This is a genomic window from Nonomuraea antimicrobica (genome assembly GCF_039536965.1).
GTDB classification, from domain to species: domain Bacteria; phylum Actinomycetota; class Actinomycetes; order Streptosporangiales; family Streptosporangiaceae; genus Nonomuraea; species Nonomuraea antimicrobica.
In genome coordinates, this window is sequence record NZ_BAAAZP010000003.1 from 177062 (window position 1) to 197798 (window position 20737).

21 protein-coding genes are annotated in these 20737 nt (G+C 73.3%); 15 read left to right on the plus strand and 6 right to left on the minus strand.

The features are described 5' to 3' along the window. Positions 1 to 55 precede the first annotated feature (55 nt). From ABD844_RS00870 to ABD844_RS00885, 4 genes are read left to right on the plus strand one after another with little or no spacing between them, the layout of a single operon-like run. Complete coding sequence (locus ABD844_RS00870; RefSeq protein ID WP_344871858.1) at positions 56 to 1570, plus strand: TIGR02677 family protein; 1515 nt, start codon at positions 56 to 58, stop codon at positions 1568 to 1570. Beyond that, entirely contained in the window at positions 1560 to 2780 is a 1221-nt protein-coding gene (locus ABD844_RS00875; protein WP_344871860.1) for a TIGR02678 family protein, read from the plus strand. Before ABD844_RS00870 ends, ABD844_RS00875 begins: the two co-directional genes overlap by 11 nt. Beyond that, on the plus strand, positions 2777 to 6778 hold the full coding sequence (locus ABD844_RS00880; protein WP_344871862.1) for a TIGR02680 family protein: 4002 nt from the start codon (positions 2777 to 2779) through the stop codon (positions 6776 to 6778). The genes ABD844_RS00875 and ABD844_RS00880 overlap by 4 nt, the downstream gene beginning before the upstream one ends. Then, positions 6775 to 7992 (plus strand): TIGR02679 family protein, encoded by a 1218-nt coding sequence (locus tag ABD844_RS00885; RefSeq protein WP_344871863.1) that lies wholly within the window; start codon positions 6775 to 6777, stop codon positions 7990 to 7992. The genes ABD844_RS00880 and ABD844_RS00885 overlap by 4 nt, the downstream gene beginning before the upstream one ends. Before the next feature lie 18 nt (positions 7993 to 8010). Here the strand turns inward: ABD844_RS00885 and ABD844_RS00890 are convergent, their stop codons facing one another. Continuing rightward, the gene (locus ABD844_RS00890) at positions 8011 to 8496 is read right to left on the minus strand and encodes a MarR family winged helix-turn-helix transcriptional regulator (protein ID WP_344871865.1); all 486 of its coding nucleotides are present in this window, start codon (positions 8494 to 8496) and stop codon (positions 8011 to 8013) included. A gap of 72 nt (positions 8497 to 8568) precedes the next feature. Between ABD844_RS00890 and ABD844_RS00895 the strand changes: the two genes are divergently transcribed. After that, on the plus strand, positions 8569 to 9534 hold the full coding sequence (locus tag ABD844_RS00895; protein WP_344871867.1) for a prolyl oligopeptidase family serine peptidase: 966 nt from the start codon (positions 8569 to 8571) through the stop codon (positions 9532 to 9534). A 12-nt stretch (positions 9535 to 9546) separates the two neighbouring features. Beyond that, positions 9547 to 9714: a winged helix-turn-helix transcriptional regulator gene (locus ABD844_RS00900; protein WP_344871869.1), complete on the plus strand. Its 168-nt coding sequence runs from the start codon at positions 9547 to 9549 to the stop codon at positions 9712 to 9714. Here the strand turns inward: ABD844_RS00900 and ABD844_RS00905 are convergent. Both ABD844_RS00905 and ABD844_RS00910 read right to left on the minus strand, forming a co-directional pair. Further along, the gene (locus tag ABD844_RS00905) at positions 9674 to 10516 is read right to left on the minus strand and encodes an SDR family NAD(P)-dependent oxidoreductase (protein WP_344871871.1); all 843 of its coding nucleotides are present in this window, start codon (positions 10514 to 10516) and stop codon (positions 9674 to 9676) included. The two genes, ABD844_RS00900 and ABD844_RS00905, sit on opposite strands and share 41 nt — an antisense overlap. Further along, complete coding sequence (locus ABD844_RS00910; protein WP_344871873.1) at positions 10516 to 11454, minus strand: SDR family NAD(P)-dependent oxidoreductase; 939 nt, start codon at positions 11452 to 11454, stop codon at positions 10516 to 10518. Before ABD844_RS00910 ends, ABD844_RS00905 begins: the two co-directional genes overlap by 1 nt. A 249-nt stretch (positions 11455 to 11703) precedes the next feature. Here ABD844_RS00910 and ABD844_RS00915 point away from each other — a divergent pair, with 249 nt between their 5' ends. From ABD844_RS00915 to ABD844_RS00950, 8 genes are all read left to right on the plus strand, one after another. Continuing rightward, entirely contained in the window at positions 11704 to 12249 is a 546-nt protein-coding gene (locus ABD844_RS00915) for a hypothetical protein (RefSeq protein WP_344871875.1), read from the plus strand. A gap of 116 nt (positions 12250 to 12365) precedes the next feature. Further along, positions 12366 to 13271, plus strand: a complete 906-nt coding sequence (locus ABD844_RS00920) for a DUF4097 family beta strand repeat-containing protein (protein WP_344871877.1) — start codon at positions 12366 to 12368, stop codon at positions 13269 to 13271. A 29-nt stretch (positions 13272 to 13300) separates the two neighbouring features. Continuing rightward, complete coding sequence (locus ABD844_RS00925; RefSeq protein ID WP_344871878.1) at positions 13301 to 14266, plus strand: ATP-binding cassette domain-containing protein; 966 nt, start codon at positions 13301 to 13303, stop codon at positions 14264 to 14266. Further along, positions 14263 to 15066 carry an ABC transporter permease gene (locus ABD844_RS00930; RefSeq protein WP_344871880.1) on the plus strand — a complete coding sequence of 268 codons (804 nt, stop codon included), beginning with the start codon at positions 14263 to 14265 and terminating at the stop codon, positions 15064 to 15066. The genes ABD844_RS00925 and ABD844_RS00930 overlap by 4 nt, the downstream gene beginning before the upstream one ends. Further along, positions 15063 to 15602 carry a DUF1707 SHOCT-like domain-containing protein gene (locus tag ABD844_RS00935; protein ID WP_344871882.1) on the plus strand — a complete coding sequence of 180 codons (540 nt, stop codon included), beginning with the start codon at positions 15063 to 15065 and terminating at the stop codon, positions 15600 to 15602. The genes ABD844_RS00930 and ABD844_RS00935 overlap by 4 nt, the downstream gene beginning before the upstream one ends. Before the next feature lie 110 nt (positions 15603 to 15712). Beyond that, on the plus strand, positions 15713 to 16486 hold the full coding sequence (locus tag ABD844_RS00940) for a maleylpyruvate isomerase family mycothiol-dependent enzyme (RefSeq protein WP_344871884.1): 774 nt from the start codon (positions 15713 to 15715) through the stop codon (positions 16484 to 16486). 118 nt (positions 16487 to 16604) lie between these two features. Then, complete coding sequence (locus ABD844_RS00945) at positions 16605 to 16982, plus strand: YciI family protein (protein WP_344871886.1); 378 nt, start codon at positions 16605 to 16607, stop codon at positions 16980 to 16982. Between the two features lie 25 nt (positions 16983 to 17007). Further along, the gene (locus ABD844_RS00950) at positions 17008 to 18171 is read left to right on the plus strand and encodes an RNA polymerase sigma factor (protein WP_344871888.1); all 1164 of its coding nucleotides are present in this window, start codon (positions 17008 to 17010) and stop codon (positions 18169 to 18171) included. A 54-nt stretch (positions 18172 to 18225) separates the two neighbouring features. Here ABD844_RS00950 and ABD844_RS00955 read toward each other — a convergent pair whose 3' ends face one another. Both ABD844_RS00955 and ABD844_RS00960 read right to left on the minus strand, forming a co-directional pair. Next, entirely contained in the window at positions 18226 to 18597 is a 372-nt protein-coding gene (locus tag ABD844_RS00955; protein ID WP_344871890.1) for a DoxX family protein, read from the minus strand. A gap of 124 nt (positions 18598 to 18721) precedes the next feature. Next, positions 18722 to 19159, minus strand: a complete 438-nt coding sequence (locus tag ABD844_RS00960; RefSeq protein WP_344871891.1) for an ester cyclase — start codon at positions 19157 to 19159, stop codon at positions 18722 to 18724. A gap of 216 nt (positions 19160 to 19375) precedes the next feature. Between ABD844_RS00960 and ABD844_RS00965 the strand changes: the two genes are divergently transcribed. Next, positions 19376 to 19852, plus strand: a complete 477-nt coding sequence (locus tag ABD844_RS00965) for a cupin domain-containing protein (protein ID WP_344871893.1) — start codon at positions 19376 to 19378, stop codon at positions 19850 to 19852. A gap of 16 nt (positions 19853 to 19868) precedes the next feature. Here ABD844_RS00965 and ABD844_RS00970 read toward each other — a convergent pair whose 3' ends face one another. Next, complete coding sequence (locus ABD844_RS00970; protein WP_344871894.1) at positions 19869 to 20681, minus strand: FadR/GntR family transcriptional regulator; 813 nt, start codon at positions 20679 to 20681, stop codon at positions 19869 to 19871. Positions 20682 to 20737 lie beyond the last annotated feature (56 nt).

A 20737-nucleotide genomic window follows, 5' to 3' on the forward strand; every position in this document is an offset into this window, starting at 1 on the left:
CCGGGGCCAACCGCACCCGGGCGGGGCCCGTGTGACGGCATACTGACCACTTGTCATGTCTCATACGCGTACACAGGTCTTCGCTCACCTCAGCACGCCGACCGCGCCGCTGTACCGCCGGATCATGGACGTCTTCATGGCCAACAAGCGGCGGTTCGTCGTGCACCTCCGGCCGGAGGACGTCGCCGAGTCCCTCCGTGCCGACGGCGCCGAGCCCGTCGCCCAGGAGCAGGTCGACAACGCCCTGAGCAGCCTGCGCGAATGGGGAAACCTGCGGGCCGACCCCGACACCGGGCGGGTCACCACGGTCGAGGACTTCTACCGGGCGCGCTACCTGTACCAGCTCAGCAAGGACGGCGAGGCGGCCGAGCACGCGCTGGAGGTCTTCGAGCGGGAGCTGGGGCGCAGGGGCGAGTTGCAGGCGGTGGCCCTGGAGGACATCCGCGTCCGCCTGCACGCGCTCGCCGGCGTGGGCGAACGTCCGGATCCGGCGATCGTCCACAACCTGCTGCTGGAGATCATGAGCAGGCTCGACAGCCTGGCGGCCAACGCCATCGCGTTCATGGGCGGTCTGCAGCGCACCATCGACCTCCAGGACATCGAGGAGGAGGCGTTCCTCGCCTACAAGGACCGGCTGATCTCCTACCTGGAACGGTTCGTCTCCGAGCTGGTCGTCAAGGCGTTCGACATCGCCGACAAGATCCGCGGCCTGGCCGGGATCGACGACCTGCTCAGGCTCGCCGCGGCGCGCGAGGCGGCCGACGTGGCGCCGGGCGAGGCGGACGAGCCCGGCCACGTGCTGGAGACGAAGCTGGCCGAGTGGCGCGACCGCTGGTCCGGCCTGCGCTCGTGGTTCGTCGGCGACCGGACGCGCCCGTGCCAGGCGGACCTGCTGCGTACACGGGCCCGGCAGGCCATCCCCGACCTGCTGGCCACGATCAGCGTGCTGCACGAGCGCCGGGCCGGCCGCAGCGACCGCTCCGCCGACTTCAGGGCCCTGGCCCGGTGGTTCGCCCAGTGCCCGACTGACGCCGAGGCCCATCGGCTGTGGCGGGCCGCCTTCGGGCTGACCTCCGCCCGCCACCTGACCGCGGAGACGGAATCGGCCGAGGAGGTGCCGGCCGCCACCAGTTGGCTGGACGCGCCCCAGGCGGAGATCTCGGTACGGCTGCGAGCCACCGGCCGCTACGCCAGGCGCGGCGCCCCCAGCAAGGTCGTCGACCGGGGCCCGCAGCGGGAGCGGCTGGCGGCGTTCGTGGCCGCCGAGCGCGAGCAGGCCGAGCTGGCGCGCAAGCGGCTGGCCACCGGCCGCCCCGTGCTGCTCAGCGAGCTGGGCGAACTCGACCCGGCCGAGTTCCACTTACTGCTCAGGCTGCTCGGTGAGGCGCTGGCCATGGGCCCCGGCGAGGTGACGGTCAGGACCTCCGACGGCGGCATGGAGATCCGCCTGCGGCCGGTGGACGGCTACGCCGAGATCCGCACCGAGACGGGCGTGCTGCGCGGCCCCGACCACGAGGTCGTGATCACCGATGTGACGAGGCCCAGGGAGGCGTCCGGGTATGGCGGCTGAGCTGCGCGACTTCCAGGACGCCCAGCGGGAGGACGAGCGCCGCCGGGCCCTGCGCGCCCTGCTGCGCCGCCCGCTGCTCGTCCCCGGCGACGCGGACTACCGGCTGGTCCGCAAGCACCAGGGCTGGTTGACCGACTGGTTCGCCAGGGAGGCCGGCTGGACCCTGCACGCCGACACCGCGGTGGCGCGGCTGCGGAAGGTGCCCGCCCGCCACGGCGACGGCACCCGGGCCGCGCAGGCGAAGGGGAAGGTGCCCTTCAGCCGCCGCCGGTACGTCCTGACCTGTCTGGCGCTGGCCGCGCTGGAGCGGGCCGAGAGCCAGGTGACGCTGGGCTGGCTGGCCGAGCGGCTGCTGGCGTTCGCGGCGGATCCCGAGCTGGCCGCGGCCGGGATGGTGTTCACGCTGGGCAGCAGGGAGGAGCGCGCCGACCTGGCCGCGGTGGCCGGGCTGCTGATCGGCACGGGCGTCCTGGCCAAGGTGGCGGGCGACGAGTCGGCGTACGTCAGCGGGTCGGGCGACGCGCTCTACGACGTGCACCGCCGCGTGCTCGCCGTGCTCCTCGCCACCCGGCGCGGTCCTTCCACGGTGGCCGCCACCGCGCTCGACGAGCGGCTCGCCACCGTCGGCGAGGAGCTGGTCCCCGACACCGAGGACGGCCACAACCGCATGATCCGCCACTCACTGACCCGGCGGCTGCTGGACGACCCCGTGCTCTACTTCTGGGAGCTGACCGGGCCGGAACGCGCCTACCTCGAACGGCAGCGCGGCCCGATGCTCAAGCGGATCACCGAGGCCACGGGCTTCGTGGCCGAGGTCAGGGCCGAGGGCATCGCCCTACTCGACCCCACCGGCGAGGCCACGGATCTCGGCCTGCCGGAAGAGGGCACCGACGGTCACGCCACGCTGCTGCTCGCCGAGCACCTGGCCGAGCGGCTGCGTACGTATCCGGACCAGCCGGTGGAGCCCGACGACCTGCGCGCGCACATGGAAGGGCTGGCCCAGCGGCATCGTGGCCTGTGGCGCAAGAACGTCTCCGTGCCCGAGCTGACCACGGGCGCCCTGCACCGCCTGGAGGCCCTCGGGCTGATCCGCGTGCGCGACAGGAGGATCACTCCCCTGCCCGCGCTGGCCCGCTTCGGCTTCGCCGAACCGGTCATCTCGGGAAACAGGTCAGGAAACAGGCCGGGAAGCGGAAAGGACGACGTATGAGCCTGCCGACCGCCGCCACCACCCGCTGGCAGCCGATGCGTACCGGGCTGGTGGACCTGTTCTACTACGACGACCAGGAGTTCTGGTTCCGCGACGGACGGATCCTGTTCCGCGGCAACAACGGCACGGGCAAGTCGAAGGTGCTGGCGCTGACGCTGCCGTTCCTGCTCGACGGCGAGCTGTCGCCCAGCCGGGTCGAGCCCGACGGCGACCCCGGCAAGCGCATGGAGTGGAACCTGCTGCTGGGAGACCGCTACGAGGAGCGGCTCGGCTACTCCTGGCTGGAGTTCGGCCGCGTCACCGAGGACGGCGAGCGCGCGTACGTGACCGTGGGCTGCGGGATGAAGGCCGTCAAGGGCAGGGGCATCGCCGACCGCTGGTTCTTCCTGACCTCCCAGCGCGTCGGCCGGGACCTCTTCCTCATCGGCGAGAACGGGACGGCGCTCACCCGCGACCGGCTCACCGAGGCCGTCGGCGTGTCGGGGCAGGTGACCCAGACGGCCGAGGGTTACCGCAGGCTGCTCGACGAGCACCTCTTCCACCTGGGCCTCGAACGCTACGAGGCGCTGGTCAACCTCCTCATCCAGCTACGCCAGCCGCAACTGTCCAAGCGCCCGGACGAGAAGAAGCTGTCGGCCGCCCTGTCGCAGGCGCTCGCCCCGGTCGACCAGGCCCTCATCTCCGACGTCGCGGGCGCCTTCCACGACCTGGAGCAGCAGCGGGAGGAGCTGAGCGGGCTGCGTGACACCCACGAGCACGTACGCCGCTTCCTGACCCGCTACCAGCGCTACGCCGCGGTGGCGGCCCGCCGGCAGAGCGCCGAGCTGCGCTCCGCGCACTCCTCCTACGAGCAGGTCAACCGCGACCTGGGCGCGGTGGCCGAGCAGATCGAGCAGTCCACACGCGCCGAGGCAGAGGCAGAGGAGCGGACCGAGAGCGCGCAGACCGAACTGGCCGAGCAGCAGGCCATCCGCGAGGAGCTGGCCGGAGACTCGCGCATCAAGGACCTGGACACCGCGGAACGCTACGCCGACGAGGCCGACCGGGCGCTGTCGGCCGAGGAGGCCGCGTCCGGACGCGCCCAGGCCACGGCCGCCGCCAGGAGGGCCAGGCACGGGGAGGCCGTCGCCGCCGCGGCGGTCAGCCACCGGGAGGTGGCCGCGCACCAGGACCGCGCCGCCCCGCTCGCCGAGCGCACCGGGCTCGCCGTGCCCCATGCGACGCTGCTGGCCTCCCTGGGCGAGGAGCCTGGGGGTGACGGGATCCGGGCGGCCGTCGACTCGCGCGCGGCGGCCGTCGCGCACGTCACCCGACTGGCGCGGGAGGCCGTCGCGCGCGAGCGCGATCTCGGCCTGGCGAGGAGCGCGCTCGCCAAGCGGGAGTCCGAGCGCGACAGAGCCGCCGACCGGCTGGCCGACGTGCGCGGGGAACTCGCCGCCGCGATGTCGGACCACGTCACCGCCTGGCGCGGGTACGCGCTCGGCCTGCGCGAGCTGACCCTGCCGGACCCGGAGGAGTACGCACTGGCCGCCTGGGCCGAGACCCTGTCGGGGCCGCATCCGGGCGAACGGGCCCTGCACGAGGCCGTCCGGCGGGCCGGACAGGAGCTGGCGCACGCGCAGGCCGCGGCGGCGGCCGAGCGGGAGCAGGCCGTGGCCGTCCTGGCCGCCCTGCGGGAGGAACGGGATCGGCTGGCGGCGGGTGAGCAGGCCCGGCCGCGCGAGCCGTACACGAGGGCGGGAGGCGTACGCGAGGGGCGGCCGGGCGCGCCCCTGTGGGCGCTGGCGGACTTCCGCGACGGCCTCGACGAGCGGTCCCGGGCAGGGCTGGAGGCGGCGCTGGAAGCCTCCGGCCTGCTGGACGCCTGGGTCACCCCCGACGGGCGGCTGCTCGCCCCGGGAACCCACGACGTGGTCGCCCTGCCGGGTGAGCGGGCCGTCCGGCCGCTGAGCGAGGCCCTGGTGACGGCGGACGCGAGCGCGCGGGCCGTACTGGACGGCATCGGCCTGGAGGAGCAGGCGGGCTCCTACGTGTGCGCGGACGGCAGGTGGCGGCTCGGCCCCCTGCACGGCGCGTGGGGCAAGCCGAGCGCCGAGTACCTGGGCGCGATCGCCCGCGAGCGGGCCAGGCAGCGGCGGCTCGCCGAGCTGGCCGACCTCGTCGAGGCTGCGGAGCAGGCGGCAGGCGATGCCCAGGACGCCGTCGACCGGCTGGCCGCCCGCGAGCGGGCGCTGGCGGGCGAGTCGGCCGGGCACCCCGACGACGCCGGGCTCCGCGACGCGCACGCGTCGGCCGCCACGTCCGCAGAACGCCACCAGGACGCCGTCCGGGCGGTCGATGAGCAGGCAGAGGAGGTGCGGTGGGCCGAGCGCGACCTGGACACGGCGGTGGCGGAGCGCGACCGGGCGGCGGCGGACACGTCCCTGCCTGCCACGGCGGACGAGCTGGCCGAGGTCGAGGGGGCGCTGCTGGCGTACCGGCAGGTGGTCACCGAGTTGCTCGCCGCCGCGCGGGTGCACGCGGGCAGGCAGGCAGAGGTGGACACCTGGGCGGCCGAGGTGAAGACGGCCGAGGAGGACGTGCGCCGCGCGCACGAGCGCGAGCGGGCGGCCAGGCGGCGGGCGGCCGAGGAGCAGGCGCGGCTGGCGACCCTGCGGGCCGCCATCGGAGCCTCGGTGGAGCAGCTCAAGGCCCGCCTCGCCGGCACCAAGTCTCGGATCGCCGCGTTGTCCGCGGAGCTGAAGAGCCTGGAGCAGGCCCACAGGCGGGCGGTGGAGCAGCGCGCGCGAGCCGAGGGCAAGCAGGAGCAGCTCAGGACCGAACTGGTGGCGACGGTCGAGCGGCGCGAGGCCGCCATCGGGTCGCTGCGCCGCTTCACCGAGACGGGGCTGCTCGACGTGGCGTGCGAGGTGGAGCGCACCGGCTCCTGGGCGCCCGACCCCGCGGTACGACTGGCCCGCCGGATCGAGCAGCTCCTGTCCGACGTCGACGACTCAGAAGAGGCCTGGCACCGGGTGCAGGACGAGATCACCCGCCGCTACAGCGAGCTGGCCGAGGCGCTCACCCGGCACGGTCACCACGCGGTGGCCGGGCTGTCGGACTGGTTCGTGGTGACCATCCAGTTCCAGGGCAGGGAACGTCCGCCGAGCGAGCTGACCACGCTGCTCGACGCCGAGATCGACTACCGGGAGCGCACGCTCACCGCCCGCCAGCGCGAGATCGTCGAGGAGCATCTGGTCAACGACGTGGCGGCGCACCTTCAGCAGCTCATCGCCGACGCCGAGGAGCACGTCGCCCAGATGAACCGCGAGCTGGAGGAGCGGCCCACCTCGACCGGCATGAGGCTGCGGATGTCCTGGGTCCCGGCCAAGGACGCGCCCGACGGCCTGGCCGAGGCCCGCGCCAGGCTGCTGCGCCAGGGGGCCGACCTGTGGTCCCCCGCCGACCGCACGGCAGTGGCCGACTTCCTCCAGGCCCAGATCGAGGCCGTACGGCGTGACAACGAGCACGGCACCTGGGCCGAGCACCTGCGCCGGGCCCTCGACTACCGGGGCTGGCACACGTTCCTGATCGAGCGCTACCAGGACGGCCGCTGGCGGCCCGCGACCGGTCCCGCCTCGGGCGGCGAGCGGGTGCTCACCGTCTCGCTGCCGCTGTTCGCCGCCGCGTCGTCGCACTACCGCTCCGCGCACCCGTACGCGCCGCGCCTGGTGACGCTCGACGAGGCGTTCGCCGGGGTGGACGACGACGCGCGGGCCAAGTGCCTGGGCCTGCTGACGACGTTCGACCTGGACGTGGCGATGACCAGCGAACGGGAGTGGGGCTTCTATCCCACCGTGCCCGGGATCGCCACCCACCAGTTGGTACGCCGCGACGGCATCGACGCCGTCCACGTGACCACCTGGGAGTGGAACGGCACCAGGGCGGAGCAGGTGGAGCGGGCCGCGACCAGCCGCCGCCCCGGCGCGAAGGCCCGGCAGGAAGACGGACGGTGGTGACCGACCCGGCACGGCTGCGCCGCACGCTCGGCGCGCCGGGGCTCGGACGGCTGATCGCGCGGCTCGCGGCCCGCGTCGAGCAGGACCGGGAGCTCTACGCGCCCGTCGTGCTCGCCCAGCCGACCGACGAGGAACGCAGAGCCGTGGAGCGGCTGCTCGGCCGCCGCGCCCGGCAGGGGACGGGGAGACTCGGCGTCAGCCCTCAAGCGGTCGAGTCGGCGCTGCGCCTGGCCGGGATCTGCGACGACCTCCGCGAGGCCCTGGACACCCTGGTGGGCCCGATCTCCGTCCGCTCCCACGAGCGGGCCCGGGAGGCGGAGGCCCGCGCGGCGCTGCTCGCCCTGCTGGCGGAGTGCCGCCACGCGGCCGAGCCGTGGTTCGCCGAGTGGCTGGCCGACCTGTCGTCCGACGGCACCCTGACCAGGGCCGTTCGCCAGGGCGGGGAGCCGGTGAGCCGGGCGCGGGCCGTGCTCGACGTGCTCCCGGCCGACGCCAGGCCGATCAGCGTGCTCGCCGAGCAGGTCACCGGCGACACCAAGGCGCTGTCGGGCACGCCGCTGGCCCGGCTCGTCCTGCGGGCGCTCGCCGCGCGCGCGAGCGAACCGGCGCCCGCCTCGGCGGCGCAGCGCCGGGCGCTGTGGGAGTCGGCGGGCGTGATCGTGGACGACCTGGCCAGCCAGGTGCTGGTGCTGGGGCTCAGAGCGACGGGTTCGCCGCTCGGGGAGTGGCTCACCGCGGCGGCCGGTCACGCCACGCCGTTCCGCGTGACCCTGCACCAGCTCGTCACGATGCCCGTCCTGGTCACCTCGCCCGTGGTGTTCGTGTGCGAGAACCCCGCCGTGCTGCGGGCCGCCGTGGGCGTCGCCGGGGCGGCGCTGGTCTGCACCGAGGGCATCCCCTCCATCGCCTGCCACCGGCTGCTCGCCGCCTGCGTCGACCGGCGGGTGTGGTGGCGCGGTGACTTCGACTGGACGGGCCTGCGTACCACGACCGAGGCCGTCGCCCGCCACGGAGCCGAGCCCTGGCGCATGGACGTGGCGACCTACGAGCGCGCGCTGGGCGGCGGGGACTCCGAGCCGCTGCGCGGCAGCCCGGCGGCCAGCCCGTGGGATTTCGGCCTCGCGGCGCGCATGACGGTCACGGGGCGGGCGGTCATGGAGGAACGGCTCGTCGACGACCTGATCCACGACCTGCGGGCCGCCGACGCGCCCTGACGTGCCCCTGACCAGGGCTCACGTACGCCTGGTCAGGACCTCGGCCAGCAGCTCGAGTGCCTCGATCACGCGGTCGCGATCCGCGCCGAGCCCGTCCAGCAGCTCGGCCTCCCTGGCCAGTTGCCGGGGGAAGAGCGCGTCGACGGCCGCCTCGCCCACGGGGGTGAGGCGTACCAGCGCGGCGCGGCGATCGGCCGGGCTGGGCTCTCTGGTGACCAGACCGCGCTGCTCCAGCCGGAGCAGCGTCTTGCTGATCGCGGCGCGGGAGTGGCGCATCTGGTCGGCCAGGCGGCGTGCGATCGTCGGGTTGGGGTCGTGCCGCAGCCGCAGGCACACGTCGAGCTCCGCGCCGGTGAGCGGGGCGTCCGCGTACAGGTGGTCCAGCGCCTCCTCCAGCAGGGCGGTGACGCGCTTGAGCGGACCGATCACCTCCATCGGGGACGTGTCGAGGTCGGGACGGGCAGCGGCCCACAGCTCACGAACCCGATCGGCGCCCCGGCTCATGCCACCTCCAATTTTGTTAACTGGTTAACTACTAGGTTACCGTTGGTCTGGCCCGCGCGAGAGGAGCATCGCATGAACGGAATGCGGCTGATCATGGCCCTGGCCGCGCTGACCGGCCGCCCGATCCGGCTGTCCAGCGTGGCCGCCCCTGACGACGACCCCGACAGCCTCCGGCTGCGGGTGGATCCCGCCGACCAGATCACGCCCGGTCGCGCCTTCCACGCCCATCGGGGGATCCAGTACGCCGCCGGACGCAAGCTCCGCCTCGACCTCCTGACCCCCCGGACCCCCGGGCCGCACCCGCTGGTGGTCTATCTGCCCGGGGGCGGTTTCGTCACGGCCCGGCGCGCGATGGCCGCCCGCCAGCGCCGCCAGGTCACCCAGGCGGGGTTCGCGGTGGCGGCCGTCGAATACCGTACGGTCGGCGACGGCGCCACGTACCGCGACGGGCTGGCCGACGTGGCCGCGGCGGTGAGCTTCCTGCGCGCCCACGCCGCCCGGTACGACATCGACCCCGCCAGGACCGCGCTGTGGGGCGAGTCGGCGGGCGGCTACCTGGCCGCCATGGCCGCGACGGACCCCGACCACGGCGTCGCGGCCCTGACCGGCGCGGGGGTGGACGCGGTGGTCGACGTGTTCGGGGCCACCCACCTGGCCACCGTGGCCGCGGGCTTCGACCCGGACACGGCGGCGGCCACCACCGCCCCCGGCACACCGCTGCCCGCCTACGTGCTGGGGCCCGGCCGGGCGTTCGCCGACCACCCCGACGAGGTGACCCGGGCCGACCCGGTCAGCCACGTCACCGGCGCGACGCCGCCGTTCCTGCTGCTGCACGGCGACGACGACCGCATCATCGCTCCCGTGCAGACCGCGCGCCTGCATCGCGCCCTGCGCCGCGCCGGGGTGGACAGCACCAGGTACGTGCTGGAGGGCGCGGGGCACGGGGCCCTGTCACCCCAGGCCAGGGCCTGGACCAGCACGCAGGTCATGGACATCGTCGTGGGCTTCCTCCGTTCCAGGCTCGGCGACGAGGTCTGATGCCCACCCGAGGTGCCCCCGCACGTCGAGTACGACCTCACCCCGGCGGGAGCCACGCTGACCCCCGCGCTCAACGCCCTGCACGACTGGGCGGCGGACGGGGGGGTGAGTCATCGGTCGGGGCAGTTGGCACCCCCGGCTACCTCCAGGGAGCCCAGGGCAGGACCGCCCCCTCCCTGACCAGCTCGCCGTAGTGGCCGGGCTTGGCGGGCTCCAGAGCGAGGTCCAGGAGGGCGACGGCGGCCCGGGCCGGGCTGGGCGCGCCGGAGACGTCCCACCACATGCCCGAGGTCGGGGTGTTCATCATCCCCGGGCAGACGGCGGCGAGCAGGATGCCGCGTTCGGTGTCCTGTTCGCGGCGCTGCGCGGCCAGGGCGCGCACGGCGGCCACCTGGCCGATCTTGGACGGGATGTTGACGAAGCCGGGCCAGGCGCCTGAGCGGGCGCTGCCGTCCTTGACCGCGTCGCGCCAGGCCGCGACCTGTTCGTCCACCTGCTCCAGTGACGCGAGAGCGTCGAAGCGGTCGTGCAGCACGGGCGCGAGGTGGTGCAGCGTGCCCAGCGAGCTGGCCACGACGATCAGCCTGCCGCCGTCCCTGAGCAGCGGCGCGAACGCACGCAGCACCCGAGTGGTGCCGAAGTTGTTGACCTCGGCGTAGTCGTCGACAATTGCGCGCGGGTCGTCGTCGGGGCCCACGCGCATGACCGCGTTGTTGAAGACGATGTCGACGCCGCCGTGGCGCTCCCCCAGGCGTACGGCGAGCCGGGCGGCGGCCTCGCGGTCCGCCACGTCGAGGATCTCGCCCCGGACCCGGGCTCCACCGCCGGGCAGGGCGTCCACGGCCTGGTTGACGCGGTCGAGGTGGCGTCCGGTGAGGTAGACGGTGTCGTGGGCGGTCAGGCGGCGGGCGAGCCCTTCGACCAGGGCCAGGCCCAGCCCCTGGGTGGCCCCGGTGACCAGGGCGACTCTCGGCGCGGCCATCACGGCGCCCCTTCCGCGAGCAGCTTCTCCGACAGGGCCCAGAGCCGCTCGGCCCCCTCCGGGTCGAGGGCGTAGCGGGCCACGCCGTGCAGTGGCGGCGCGGCGCCGCGCCGGTCGATGGTCTCGGTCTCGTTGCAGTCGGCGAAGTAGCGTCCGCCGACGCCCTCCAGCAGGGGTGAGGTGGCGAGCAGCACCGAGGTGGCGGCGCCCTGCGCGGGCGTCTTGATCAGCTCGGGCGGGACCGACCCGCTGCCGCGTCCGCCGGTGTGGCGTTGCAGGTTGGTGTAGATGGCGCCGGGCATGAGCGCGTTCGTGGTGATGCCGTCGGCGGCCCAGCGCCGGGTCGCCTCGACCGCGAACAGCACGTTCGCCGTCTTGGACTGGCCGTAGGCGAGCCAGGGGTCGTACGGGCGGAAGGCGAAGTTCACGTCGTCGAAGACCACCGGCGACAGTTGGTGCCCGGTGGAGCTGACGACCACGATCCGCGCCGCACCGCCGGCCGCCAGCGCCGCGTGCAGCCGGGTGGCCAGGGCGAAGTGACCGAGGTGGTTGGTGGCGAACTGCCACTCCCAGCCCTGCGGGGTGTACTGCTCGGGGCTCGCCATCACGCCCGCGTTGTTGACCAGGATGTGCAGCGGGCCCGTCCAGGAGTCGGCGAACGCGGCGACGGACGCCGGGTCGGTCAGGTCGAGCCGCGCGACGTGCGGGACGCTGTCACCGGTGGTCGCGCCGATGTCCTTGGCCACGCGCTCGCCCGCGGCGAGGTCGCGGACCGCCAGGGTGACCTCGGCGCCCGCGGCGGACAGTGCGGCCGCGGTCTCCACGCCGATCCCGGAGGACGCGCCGGTCACGACGGCGCGTTTGCCGGTCAGATCGATGTCCGCGACGACCTCGGCGGCGGTGCTGGCAAAACCGAAAGGCGTTTGGATCAGACTCATGCCACTCACGCTAGGCAGCCGACCGGCCATGCCACAAGCGACACATTCTCAAGGTGGCCATGCGCAATCGTCATGGCCATCGGCCGACGTCTCGCCCGTCTGGCTGCGGCGTTCCACCGGGCAGCCGAAAGGCGCACCAACACGGACAGACTCCCGCAACCCGAGCACCGTCACGCATGGCGTCGCCATGACGCCATGAAGGGTCCAGCTCCACTTGTGATGACGCCATAGTGGTGTCATGATGACGTCATGGACCTTGCGCCGTATGTCGATCAGCTCCGCCGCGAACTCGCGATCGCCGCGGGAGCGGGTGGCGAGGAAGCCCGCGCGCTGGCGGAACGTCTCGCCGCCACGCTCGAGTCGGCCACCCGGCTCGCGCTGCTGGAGGCCCTGTCAACCGCCGCGGACGAGATCACCCAGGACCTCGCGCCGGGCTCGGTCGAGGTGCGCCTGCGCGGGCGTGACGCCGCCTTCGTCGTGACGCCGCCGCCGAGCGCCCCCTCGTTCGCGGGCGGGGGTGAGTCCGGGCAGGCCGAGCGGCCGCCCACCGCGCCCCCGCCCGCCCCGCCGCCGCCCTCCGACGCCGACGAGGGCGGCACGTCCCGGATCTCGCTCCGGGTCCCCGAGCACCTCAAGCCGCGCATCGAGGAGGCGGCGGCCCGCGACGGGCTGTCGGTCAACGCCTGGCTGGTCCGCGCCGTCTCCGCCGCGCTCGAACCCGGCGCCGCCGGCCGCCGCGCCGGCCCGCGCCCGGCTCAGCAGACCGGCAACCGCTTCAGCGGCTGGGTTCGCTGACGCCCGCCCCGGTGAACACGCGGAAGACCGCACCCACGACTGTGCCCACGACTGCGCCCACGACTGTGCCCACGACTGTGCCCATGACGATGCCCACCCACGACAAGGGGCCCGGAATGCCGACCTTCGATACCCCCGAACCCATCCTCGCCGTCCTCGACCTGGCGACCGCCGAGATCCGCGTCAACGCGAGCGACCGTGCCGACACCGTCGTCGAGATCCGCCCGAGCGACGCGCACAACGACGCCGACGTGCAGGCCGCCCAGCACACCCACGCCGAGTACGCCGACGGCAGGCTGCTGGTGCGGACCGACAAGGCGCACGCCGGCGCCTTCCCCGGCCAGGGCCTGGCCCTCGACAAGCTCGTCGAGTCGCCCATGAGCTGGGCGCGTTCGCTGCTGCTCGGGCCGGGCAGCATCGACGTGACGATCGAGTTGCCGGCCGGCTCCCGCCTCGACGCCAAGACGTCGGCGAGCCTGCGCTGCCACGGCCCGCTCGGCGAGGTGACGATCACCACCTCCTACGGCGACATCCGGATCGAGCAGGCCGACCGGCTCCGGCTGAAGAGCACCCACGGCGACATCACCGTGACCCGCGCCTGCGGGCACGCCGAGGTCACCACGACCCACGGCGGCATCCACATCGGCGAGCTGAAGGGCACCGCCACGGTCAAGACCTCCCACGGCGACGTACGCCTCGGCGAGGTGACCGGCGAGCTGCGGCTGAACAGCGCCCACGGCGACATCACGGTGAACCGCGCCCTGGCCGGCGTCGCCGCCAAGACCGCGTACGGCAGCGTGGAGATCCGCGAGGTGGTGTCCGGATCGGTCGTCATGGAGACCACCGGCGGCGGGCTCGACCTGGGGATCCGGGAGGGCACCGCCGCCTGGCTGGACGTGAGCTCCCAGTACGGCACCGTGACCGTCTCCCTCGACGCCGGCGACGCCCCCGGCGAGACCGACCGGGTCGTGGAGGCACGGGCCCACACCACCTACGGCGACATCCTCGTCCGCCGTTCCTGAACGCGTTCCCGCCTGGAAAGGAGATCCTCATGCCTGACGCGATCGTCGCAGAAGGTCTGGTCAAGAAGTACGGCGACGTGGTCGCCCTCGACGGGATGGCGCTGACCGTCCCAGAGGGCACGGTGTTCGGGCTGCTCGGCCCGAACGGCGCCGGCAAGACCACCACCGTGCGCATCCTCACCACGTTGCTCAGACCGGACGCCGGGCACGCCACGGTGGCCGGGTTCGACGTCGTGCGCGACGCCGCCCGGCTGCGCGCGCACATCGGCGCCTCCGGCCAGTACGCCGCCGTCGACGACCACCTCACCGGCGCCGAGAACCTGGAGATGGTCGGCCGCCTCTACCACCTGGGCGTCAAGCGCGCCAAGCGGCGGGCCCGCGAGCTGCTGGAGCGCTTCGACCTCACCGAGGCGGGCGACCGCCCGGTGCAGGGCTACTCCGGAGGCATGCGCCGCCGGCTCGACCTGGCGGGGGCGCTGGTCGCCGCCCCGCCGGTGTTGTTCCTCGACGAGCCCACGACCGGCCTCGACCCCCGGGCCAGGGCGGGCCTGTGGGACGTCATCGCCGAGTTGGTCGCGGACGGCACGACGGTGCTGCTCACCACCCAGTACATGGAGGAGGCCGACCGGCTCGCCGATCGCATCGCGGTGGTCGACCACGGCCGCGTGATCGCGCTCGGCACCGCCGACCAGCTCAAGGACCAGGTGGGCGGCGACCGGATCGAGCTGTCGGTGACGAGCGCGGCCGACCTGGAGACCGCCAGGCGGACGCTGGCGCCGCTGGCCGTCGGCGAGGTGCAGACCGACACCGCCGCCCTCCAGATGACGATCCCGGTCACCGGCGGCGCCGCCGCGCTGACCAGCGCGCTCGGGCACCTGGCCGCCCAGCGCGTCGCCGTGCGCGACGCCGGGCTGCGCCGGCCGACCCTGGACGACGTGTTCCTCACCCTCACGGGACACGAGACCACCGAGAAGACCAAGGAGAGCGTCCGATGAACACCCTCCAACTGGCGATCGCCGACGGCCTGACGATCACCAAGCGCAACGCGCTGAAGATCAGGCGAGCGCCCGACCTGCTGGGCGGCGTGATCATGATGCCGATCGTGTTCGTGCTGCTGTTCACCTACGTCTTCGGCAGCATGATCGAGCTGCCCGGCCTGTCCTACGCCGAGTACATGCTCCCCGGCATCTTCGTCATGACGATCACCACGAGCGCGCAGATCACCGGTTACACCCTCACCCAGGACCTGCAGAGGGGCATCTTCGACCGGTTCCGCACCCTGCCGATGTCGCCCTCGGCGGTGCTGACCGGCCAGACCGTCAGCGACCTGATCATGAACGTGACCAGCATCGTCACGATGGCGCTGGTGGGGCTGCTGGTCGGGTGGCGTATCCACAGCTCGCCGCTCGAAGCGCTGCTGGGCTTCCTGTTGCTGCTGCTGTTCGCGTACGCCTTCTCCTGGGTGACGGCGACGGTCGCGCTGACCCTGCGCACGCCAGAGGTGTTCAACAACGTGGCCACCCTCGTGTCGCTCCCGCTGGTCTTCCTGTCCAACGCGTTCGTCGACAGCGCGCGCCTGCCCGGTCCGCTGAAGCCGATCGCCGAGTGGAGCCCGGTCTCCACGTTCATCCAGGCCGCCCGCGAGCTGTTCGGCAACACCAGTACGGCCATGCCCGCGCCCGACGCCTGGCCGCTGCGGCACGCGGTGCCGGTGTCGCTGCTGTGGATCGTCGTGCTCCTGGCCGTGTTCGTGCCGCTGGCCACGCGGCTGTACAAGAGGGCGGTCAGCAGGTGAGCGGCGTCCCCGGCTTCGACCGCCTCGACCGCCTCGACCGTGAGCGGGCGGTCGCGCTGGTCCAGCAGGCGTACGCGGACGGCCGGCTCGGCCCCGCCGAGCTGGACCAGCGGCTCGAACTGGCGCTCACCGCCACTTCCTCTCAGGAGCTGGAGCCGGTCGTCTCCGACCTGCCGCACGACGACCACGGCGACGAGGTGCTCCAGATCGCCTCCATCGGCGGGCGCGTCACGCGGACGGGCGACTGGCTGGTCCCGCGCAGGCTGCGCGTCGAGTCCGAGTACGGCCGAGTGCTCCTCGACCTGTCGCGGGCCCACATCCCCTTCGGGCAGATCGACATCGAGCTGCGGCTCACGTACGGCCACGCCAGGGTCGTCCTGCCCGCCGGCGCGAGCGCGAACACCGACGCGGTGCACGCCGGCTGGCACGGCGTGGTCTGCAGGGCGCCGAGCCGCCCGCGCCCCGGGACGCTGCACGTCCAGGTCTCCGGAGAGCTGACCTACGGCCGTCTGACCATCCGCACCACGCGCAGGTGAGGGCGGCCGCCCGGCTCCTGGGCGGCGCTGCTGCCCGAAGGTCGGTCCCGGGGATCCGGTCCGGGAAAAACCAGTTCAGGAAGGCCGGAGGCGGCTGGTTCGATGGCCCGATGGACTTTCCCCGGCTTCTCGCCTGTCTCGACGACGACTTCGCCCGGCTGCGCGCCGCCGTGGCCGGAGCAGACCCGTCCGTACGCGTCCCGTCCTGCCCCGACTGGTCGCTCGGCGATCTCGCGAAACACGTTTCCGAGGTCTACCTGCACAAGGCCGAGTGCATCCGGCTCAACGCCTTCCCCGAGGAGTGGCCGGAGGGCGTGTTCGACCCCGACCCGGTGATCTCGCTGGACCGCACCTACGCGGAGCTGACCGGCCACTTCGCCGAACGCCCACCGTCCGGCCCCGCCGCCACCTGGCACGAGCCCGACCAGAGCGTCGGCTTCTGGATCCGCCGCATGGCCCAGGAGACGGTGATCCACCGCGTGGACGCCGAGCTGGCGGCGGGCGGGCCGGTCTCCCCGATCCCCGACGACCTCGCGCTCGACGGCATCGACGAGGTGCTGAAGCTGTTCCTCGGCTACGGGAGCACCCGCTGGCTGGACGACTTCGGCACCCTGCTCGACGCGCCGGACGAGCGTCCGATGACGGTGGCCACGGAAGGGCGCGCCTGGTCGCTCGCGGCCGTGGCCGGCGAGGGCGGGCGGCCGGGCCGGGTGGAGGTGGCCGACGTCCCCACCGGCTCCGGCGGGGACGCCCAGGTGAGCGGTGCCGCGGTGCCCCTCCTGCTCTGGTTGTGGAACCGCGGCGACGACGGCTCCGTACGCGTCTCCGGCGACGGCGTCCTGCTCAAGCAGTTCCACGCCCTGCGAACCGCCGCGACGCAGTGACACTCCCGTCGCTCCGGCCGGGTGACGGCCTTGCCGAAATGAGAGAATCGCGAAAGGTGTCCCCTGCGCTGCCGCTCGTTCGTCGTGCTGGTGAGAGCCCATTGCCCTGGAGGTCGCGATGCAGTACGCCCTGTTGGTCTACGACGAGCCCGGCTACCTCGACGCGCTGTCGGACGAGGAGCGAGAGGCGGCGTACGCGGAGTATTTCGCGCTGGCCGACGACGAGCGGTACCTGGGCGGCGCGCAGTTGCGGTCCGCCGAGACGGCGACGAGCGTGCGGGTGGTCAACGGCCGGACGCTGATGACCGACGGCCCGTTCGCCGACACCAAAGAGGTGCTCGGCGGCTTCTGCCTGATCGAGGCGGCCGATCTGGACGAGGCGATCGAGCTGGCGGCGCGGATCCCGGCCGCCAGGCTCGGCGGCGTGGTGGAGGTCAGGCCGGTGGGGCTCGGACCCGCGGGGATCAAACCCGCGGTGATCGGGACGGGCCGGTGATCGGGCCGGTGGTGCGGCGCTGAGCATGCTGGAGGGGGTCTTCCGTGACGAGTGGGGCCGGGTGCTGGCCTCGCTCGTCGGGTTCCTCGGTGACTTCGACCGGGCCGAGGAGGCCGCGCAGGAGGCGTTCGCGATCGCGGCGCAGCGCTGGCCCGCGTCGGGCGTACCGGCGAACCCGGGGGCGTGGCTGGTGACGACCGCCCGCAACCGGGCCATCGACCGGCTCCGCCGGGAGCGCACCCTGGCCGAGAAGCTCCACCTGCTGCCGGCGGCCGAGGCCGTCATGGACGAGTTCGACGACGACACCGCCGTGATCAAGGACGAGCGACTTGAGCTGATCTTCACCTGCTGTCACCCGGCGCTGCCGCTGGAGGGGCAGGTGGCGCTCACGCTGCGGGCGCTCGGCGGCCTGGAGACCGCCGAGATCGCCCGCGCGTTCCTGGTCTCCGAGGAGACCATGAAGCGACGGCTGTCACGCGCCAAGGCCAAGATCAAGGCGACCGGGATCCCGTTCGCGGTCCCCGGCGCGCACCTGCTGCCCGACCGGCTCGACGCGGTGCTGGCCGTGCTCTACCTGATCTTCAACGAGGGCTACCGGGGCCGCGTCGACCTCGGTGCGGAAGCCATCCGGCTGGGGCGCGTGCTCGCCGCGCTCATGCCGGACCAGCCCGAGGCGCACGGGCTGCTGGCGCTGATGATGATCCACCACGCCCGTCGGCGGGCCCGCTTCTCCGGTGAGGACCTCGTCCTGCTCGACGACCAGGACCGGTCGCTGTGGGACCCGCGCCAGATCGCGGCCGGGCGGGCTGTCCTCGAACGGGCGCTGGCGCTGGGCGGGCGCGGCGCCTACGTCGTCCAGGCCGTGATCGCGTCGCTGCAGACGCACGAGCGGATCGACTGGCCGCAGGTCGCCGAGCTGTACCGGCGGCTGGTCGGCCTCACCGGCTCCCCGGTGGTCGAGCTCAACCGCGCCGTGGCGCTCGCCCAGGCCGGTGACCCCGCCGCGGCGCTGCGCGTGGTCGACGGGCTCGACCTGGACGGCTACCTCTACTTCCACTCCACCCGCGGCGAGCTGCTGCGCCGTCTCGGCCGGGACGCCGAGGCCAGAACGGCCTACCGCCGGGCCCTCGACCTGGCCACCTCGACCCCCGAACGGCGGTTCCTGTCCCGGCGGCTCGACCAGCTCTGAGCTCTCGGCCCGGACCGGGGCAGCCCGGTCGAGGCCGTCGCGGACCTCAGCCGGTCACCAGCCGTACGGACCGAACCGGCCCCAGGCGACGAACGCGGTGAGTACGAGCAGGACGGCGGTGATCGCGACCCCCTGCGGCTCCTTGCGGCGCACGTGCGTGCCCGCCCCCAGCACCGCGATGACCGCCAGCCCGGTCGCCGCGATCGGGGTCAGGACGGGGACGATCCCGGTCACGGCCGGGACGACCACCCCGATGGCGCCGAGCACCTCCATCACCCCGATGAACCGCACGGCCCCCTGCGAGAAGTCGTCCACCCACGGGTACCTGCCGGCCAGCCTCTCCTTCGGCTGGAGGAGCTTCACCTGGCCGGACATGCCGAACAGCCCGGCCAGGGCCGCCTGCACGATCCACAACAACACGTTCATCGGGAGTCTCCCCTGCGCTCGTCGGTGTCGGACTCATCAGTACGACGACACAACGAGGCGGATTCAAAGGTCCCGGTGACGCGGGCGTCCGGGTGACCGCCGCCGGGATCTTCGCCACCGTTGGTCACAAAGCGCCCCCGGGAAGGGCGCCGAGCTGCCTGAGCTGCGAGAAGACGTCGACGACCCCCCAGATCTCGGCCACCCGGCCACCGGCGAACCGGATGATGAAGATCTCGTGGTAGGTGACGGACCTGCCGGTCGGCGCCAGGCCCCGGTACTCGCCGAGGTGGGTTCCCGTCACCGTGTTCCTGCTGACGACCTTGTCCCCTTCGGCGATCACGTCCTCGACCGCGACGTGGATGTCGGGGAAGGCGCGGAGGAGCACGGTCCACACCTGCTTCAGCGCCTGCGCCGCCGTCGCGTCCGTCGGGGCGGGCGAGTGGAACAGCGCGTCCGGCTCGACGATCTCGTCGATCATCTTCGCGATGCGCGCCTCGTCGCGGCTGTTGATGGCCTCTTGGAGGCGGGCGAAGACCGCCTTGTTGCTCGTGCCTGCTGACATGCGTCTCTCCCTGGAATCGGCCGGAACGTCCGGTGGTGGGCGTTCACATCCAGGCGACGAACGGGCGTCCGCCCAGGGGACACGAACCCGGTCAGATCTCCGGAGGTCGACCCGTACATGGGGACACTGTCACCAAGGCTTGGGGTTGCGTTCGGCACGAATGCGGGACGTCTGGGCAGCCGTACCCGGAAGTTCCGGCACGAGAGGAGAGTCGTCGTGATCCGAGTACGGTTCGCCTGCGGGGTCCTGACCGCTGCCGGCCTGGTGACCGCGGCATGCGCTCTCCCGGCCGAACACGCGACCGGCACGGCGCCCGTCGCCGCCGGGATGCCCGTCGCCGCGGTCACGCAGCCGCCGCCCGAGACCCTGTCGCCGCTGTACGACCAGGCGTTGCCCGGCGTCGCGGGCAAGACGTTCACCTCGGCGCTCGTGGACTTCCCGCCCGCGGCGCGCGCCGTGCCGCATCGGCACGGGAACGCCTTCGTCTACGCCTACGTGCTCCAGGGAACCGTACGCAGCCGGCTCGGTGACGGGCCGGTGCGTACGTACCGGCAGGGGCAGAACTGGGTCGAGCCGCCCGGCGCCCACCACGTGCTCACGGAGAACACCAGCAGGACGGCGCCGGCACGACTGCTGGTCATCTTCATCTCCGACACGGGAGCCAAGCTCAAGGTCGAGGCTCCCCCTGGGTGAGAGTGCCTCCCGTGGTTCAGGATCCGCCCGGCTGCTGGCCCAGCCGCACGTTCGACCTGAGCCAGGAGGACAGGAACGCGGCGAGCCCGGGATCGGTCTCCCTGATCTCCTTGACGCGGGGCGCGGACTGCAGCCGGGCGATGACCTTGCGGTGGTAGTCGTGGACGAGCTGGACGGCCGTGCCGGTGTCGCGGCGCGCGACGGCGTCCACGATGTCCATCCGCATCGTGTGCATCGGCCCCGCGACCCGCAGCCAGCCCTGGGAGCTGCCGCCGGTGAGCTCGACCGCGATGCCGAACTGGATCTCCGTGATCACCCGGCAGAGCGCGGCGAGCAGCGGGTTGTGCGAGATCTCGGACAGGGTCACGAAGAAGCGTTTGAGCGCCTCGGCGGACGAACCCACGTCGGGGCGCTCGGCCGCCTCCTCGGCCGCCTTGCGCAGCTCGGCGATCTCGTCGTCGGAGGCCCGCTCGACGGCCTGCTCGACCGCGTACGCGTTGAGCGCCCGCAGCACGCCGAGGACGTCGGCGGCGGTCATCTTGCCGAATTGGACGACCGAGGCGATGGACATCGCGAGCAGGGTGTAGCCGTCGGCGGTGACCGTGGTCCTGCTGCCGTTCCTGGTGTTGAGCAGGCCCATGGCGGTCAGCACGCGTACCGCCTCGCGGATGGTGGGGGCGCTGACGTCGTAGTGGGCCGCCAGCTCGCGCTCGGACGGCAGCCTGGCCCCGTCGGGCAGGGCGCCGCTCAGGATCTGGTTACGCAGGTCGTCCACGATCTGGTCGGCCACCCGCCCGCGATACAGCTTGGGTGGTTGCGGCGTCGCCATGGTTCGTTCGTCCTCCGACTTTCTGCGCCGGGCCGTTGCGGCTCCTCATGGAGTGC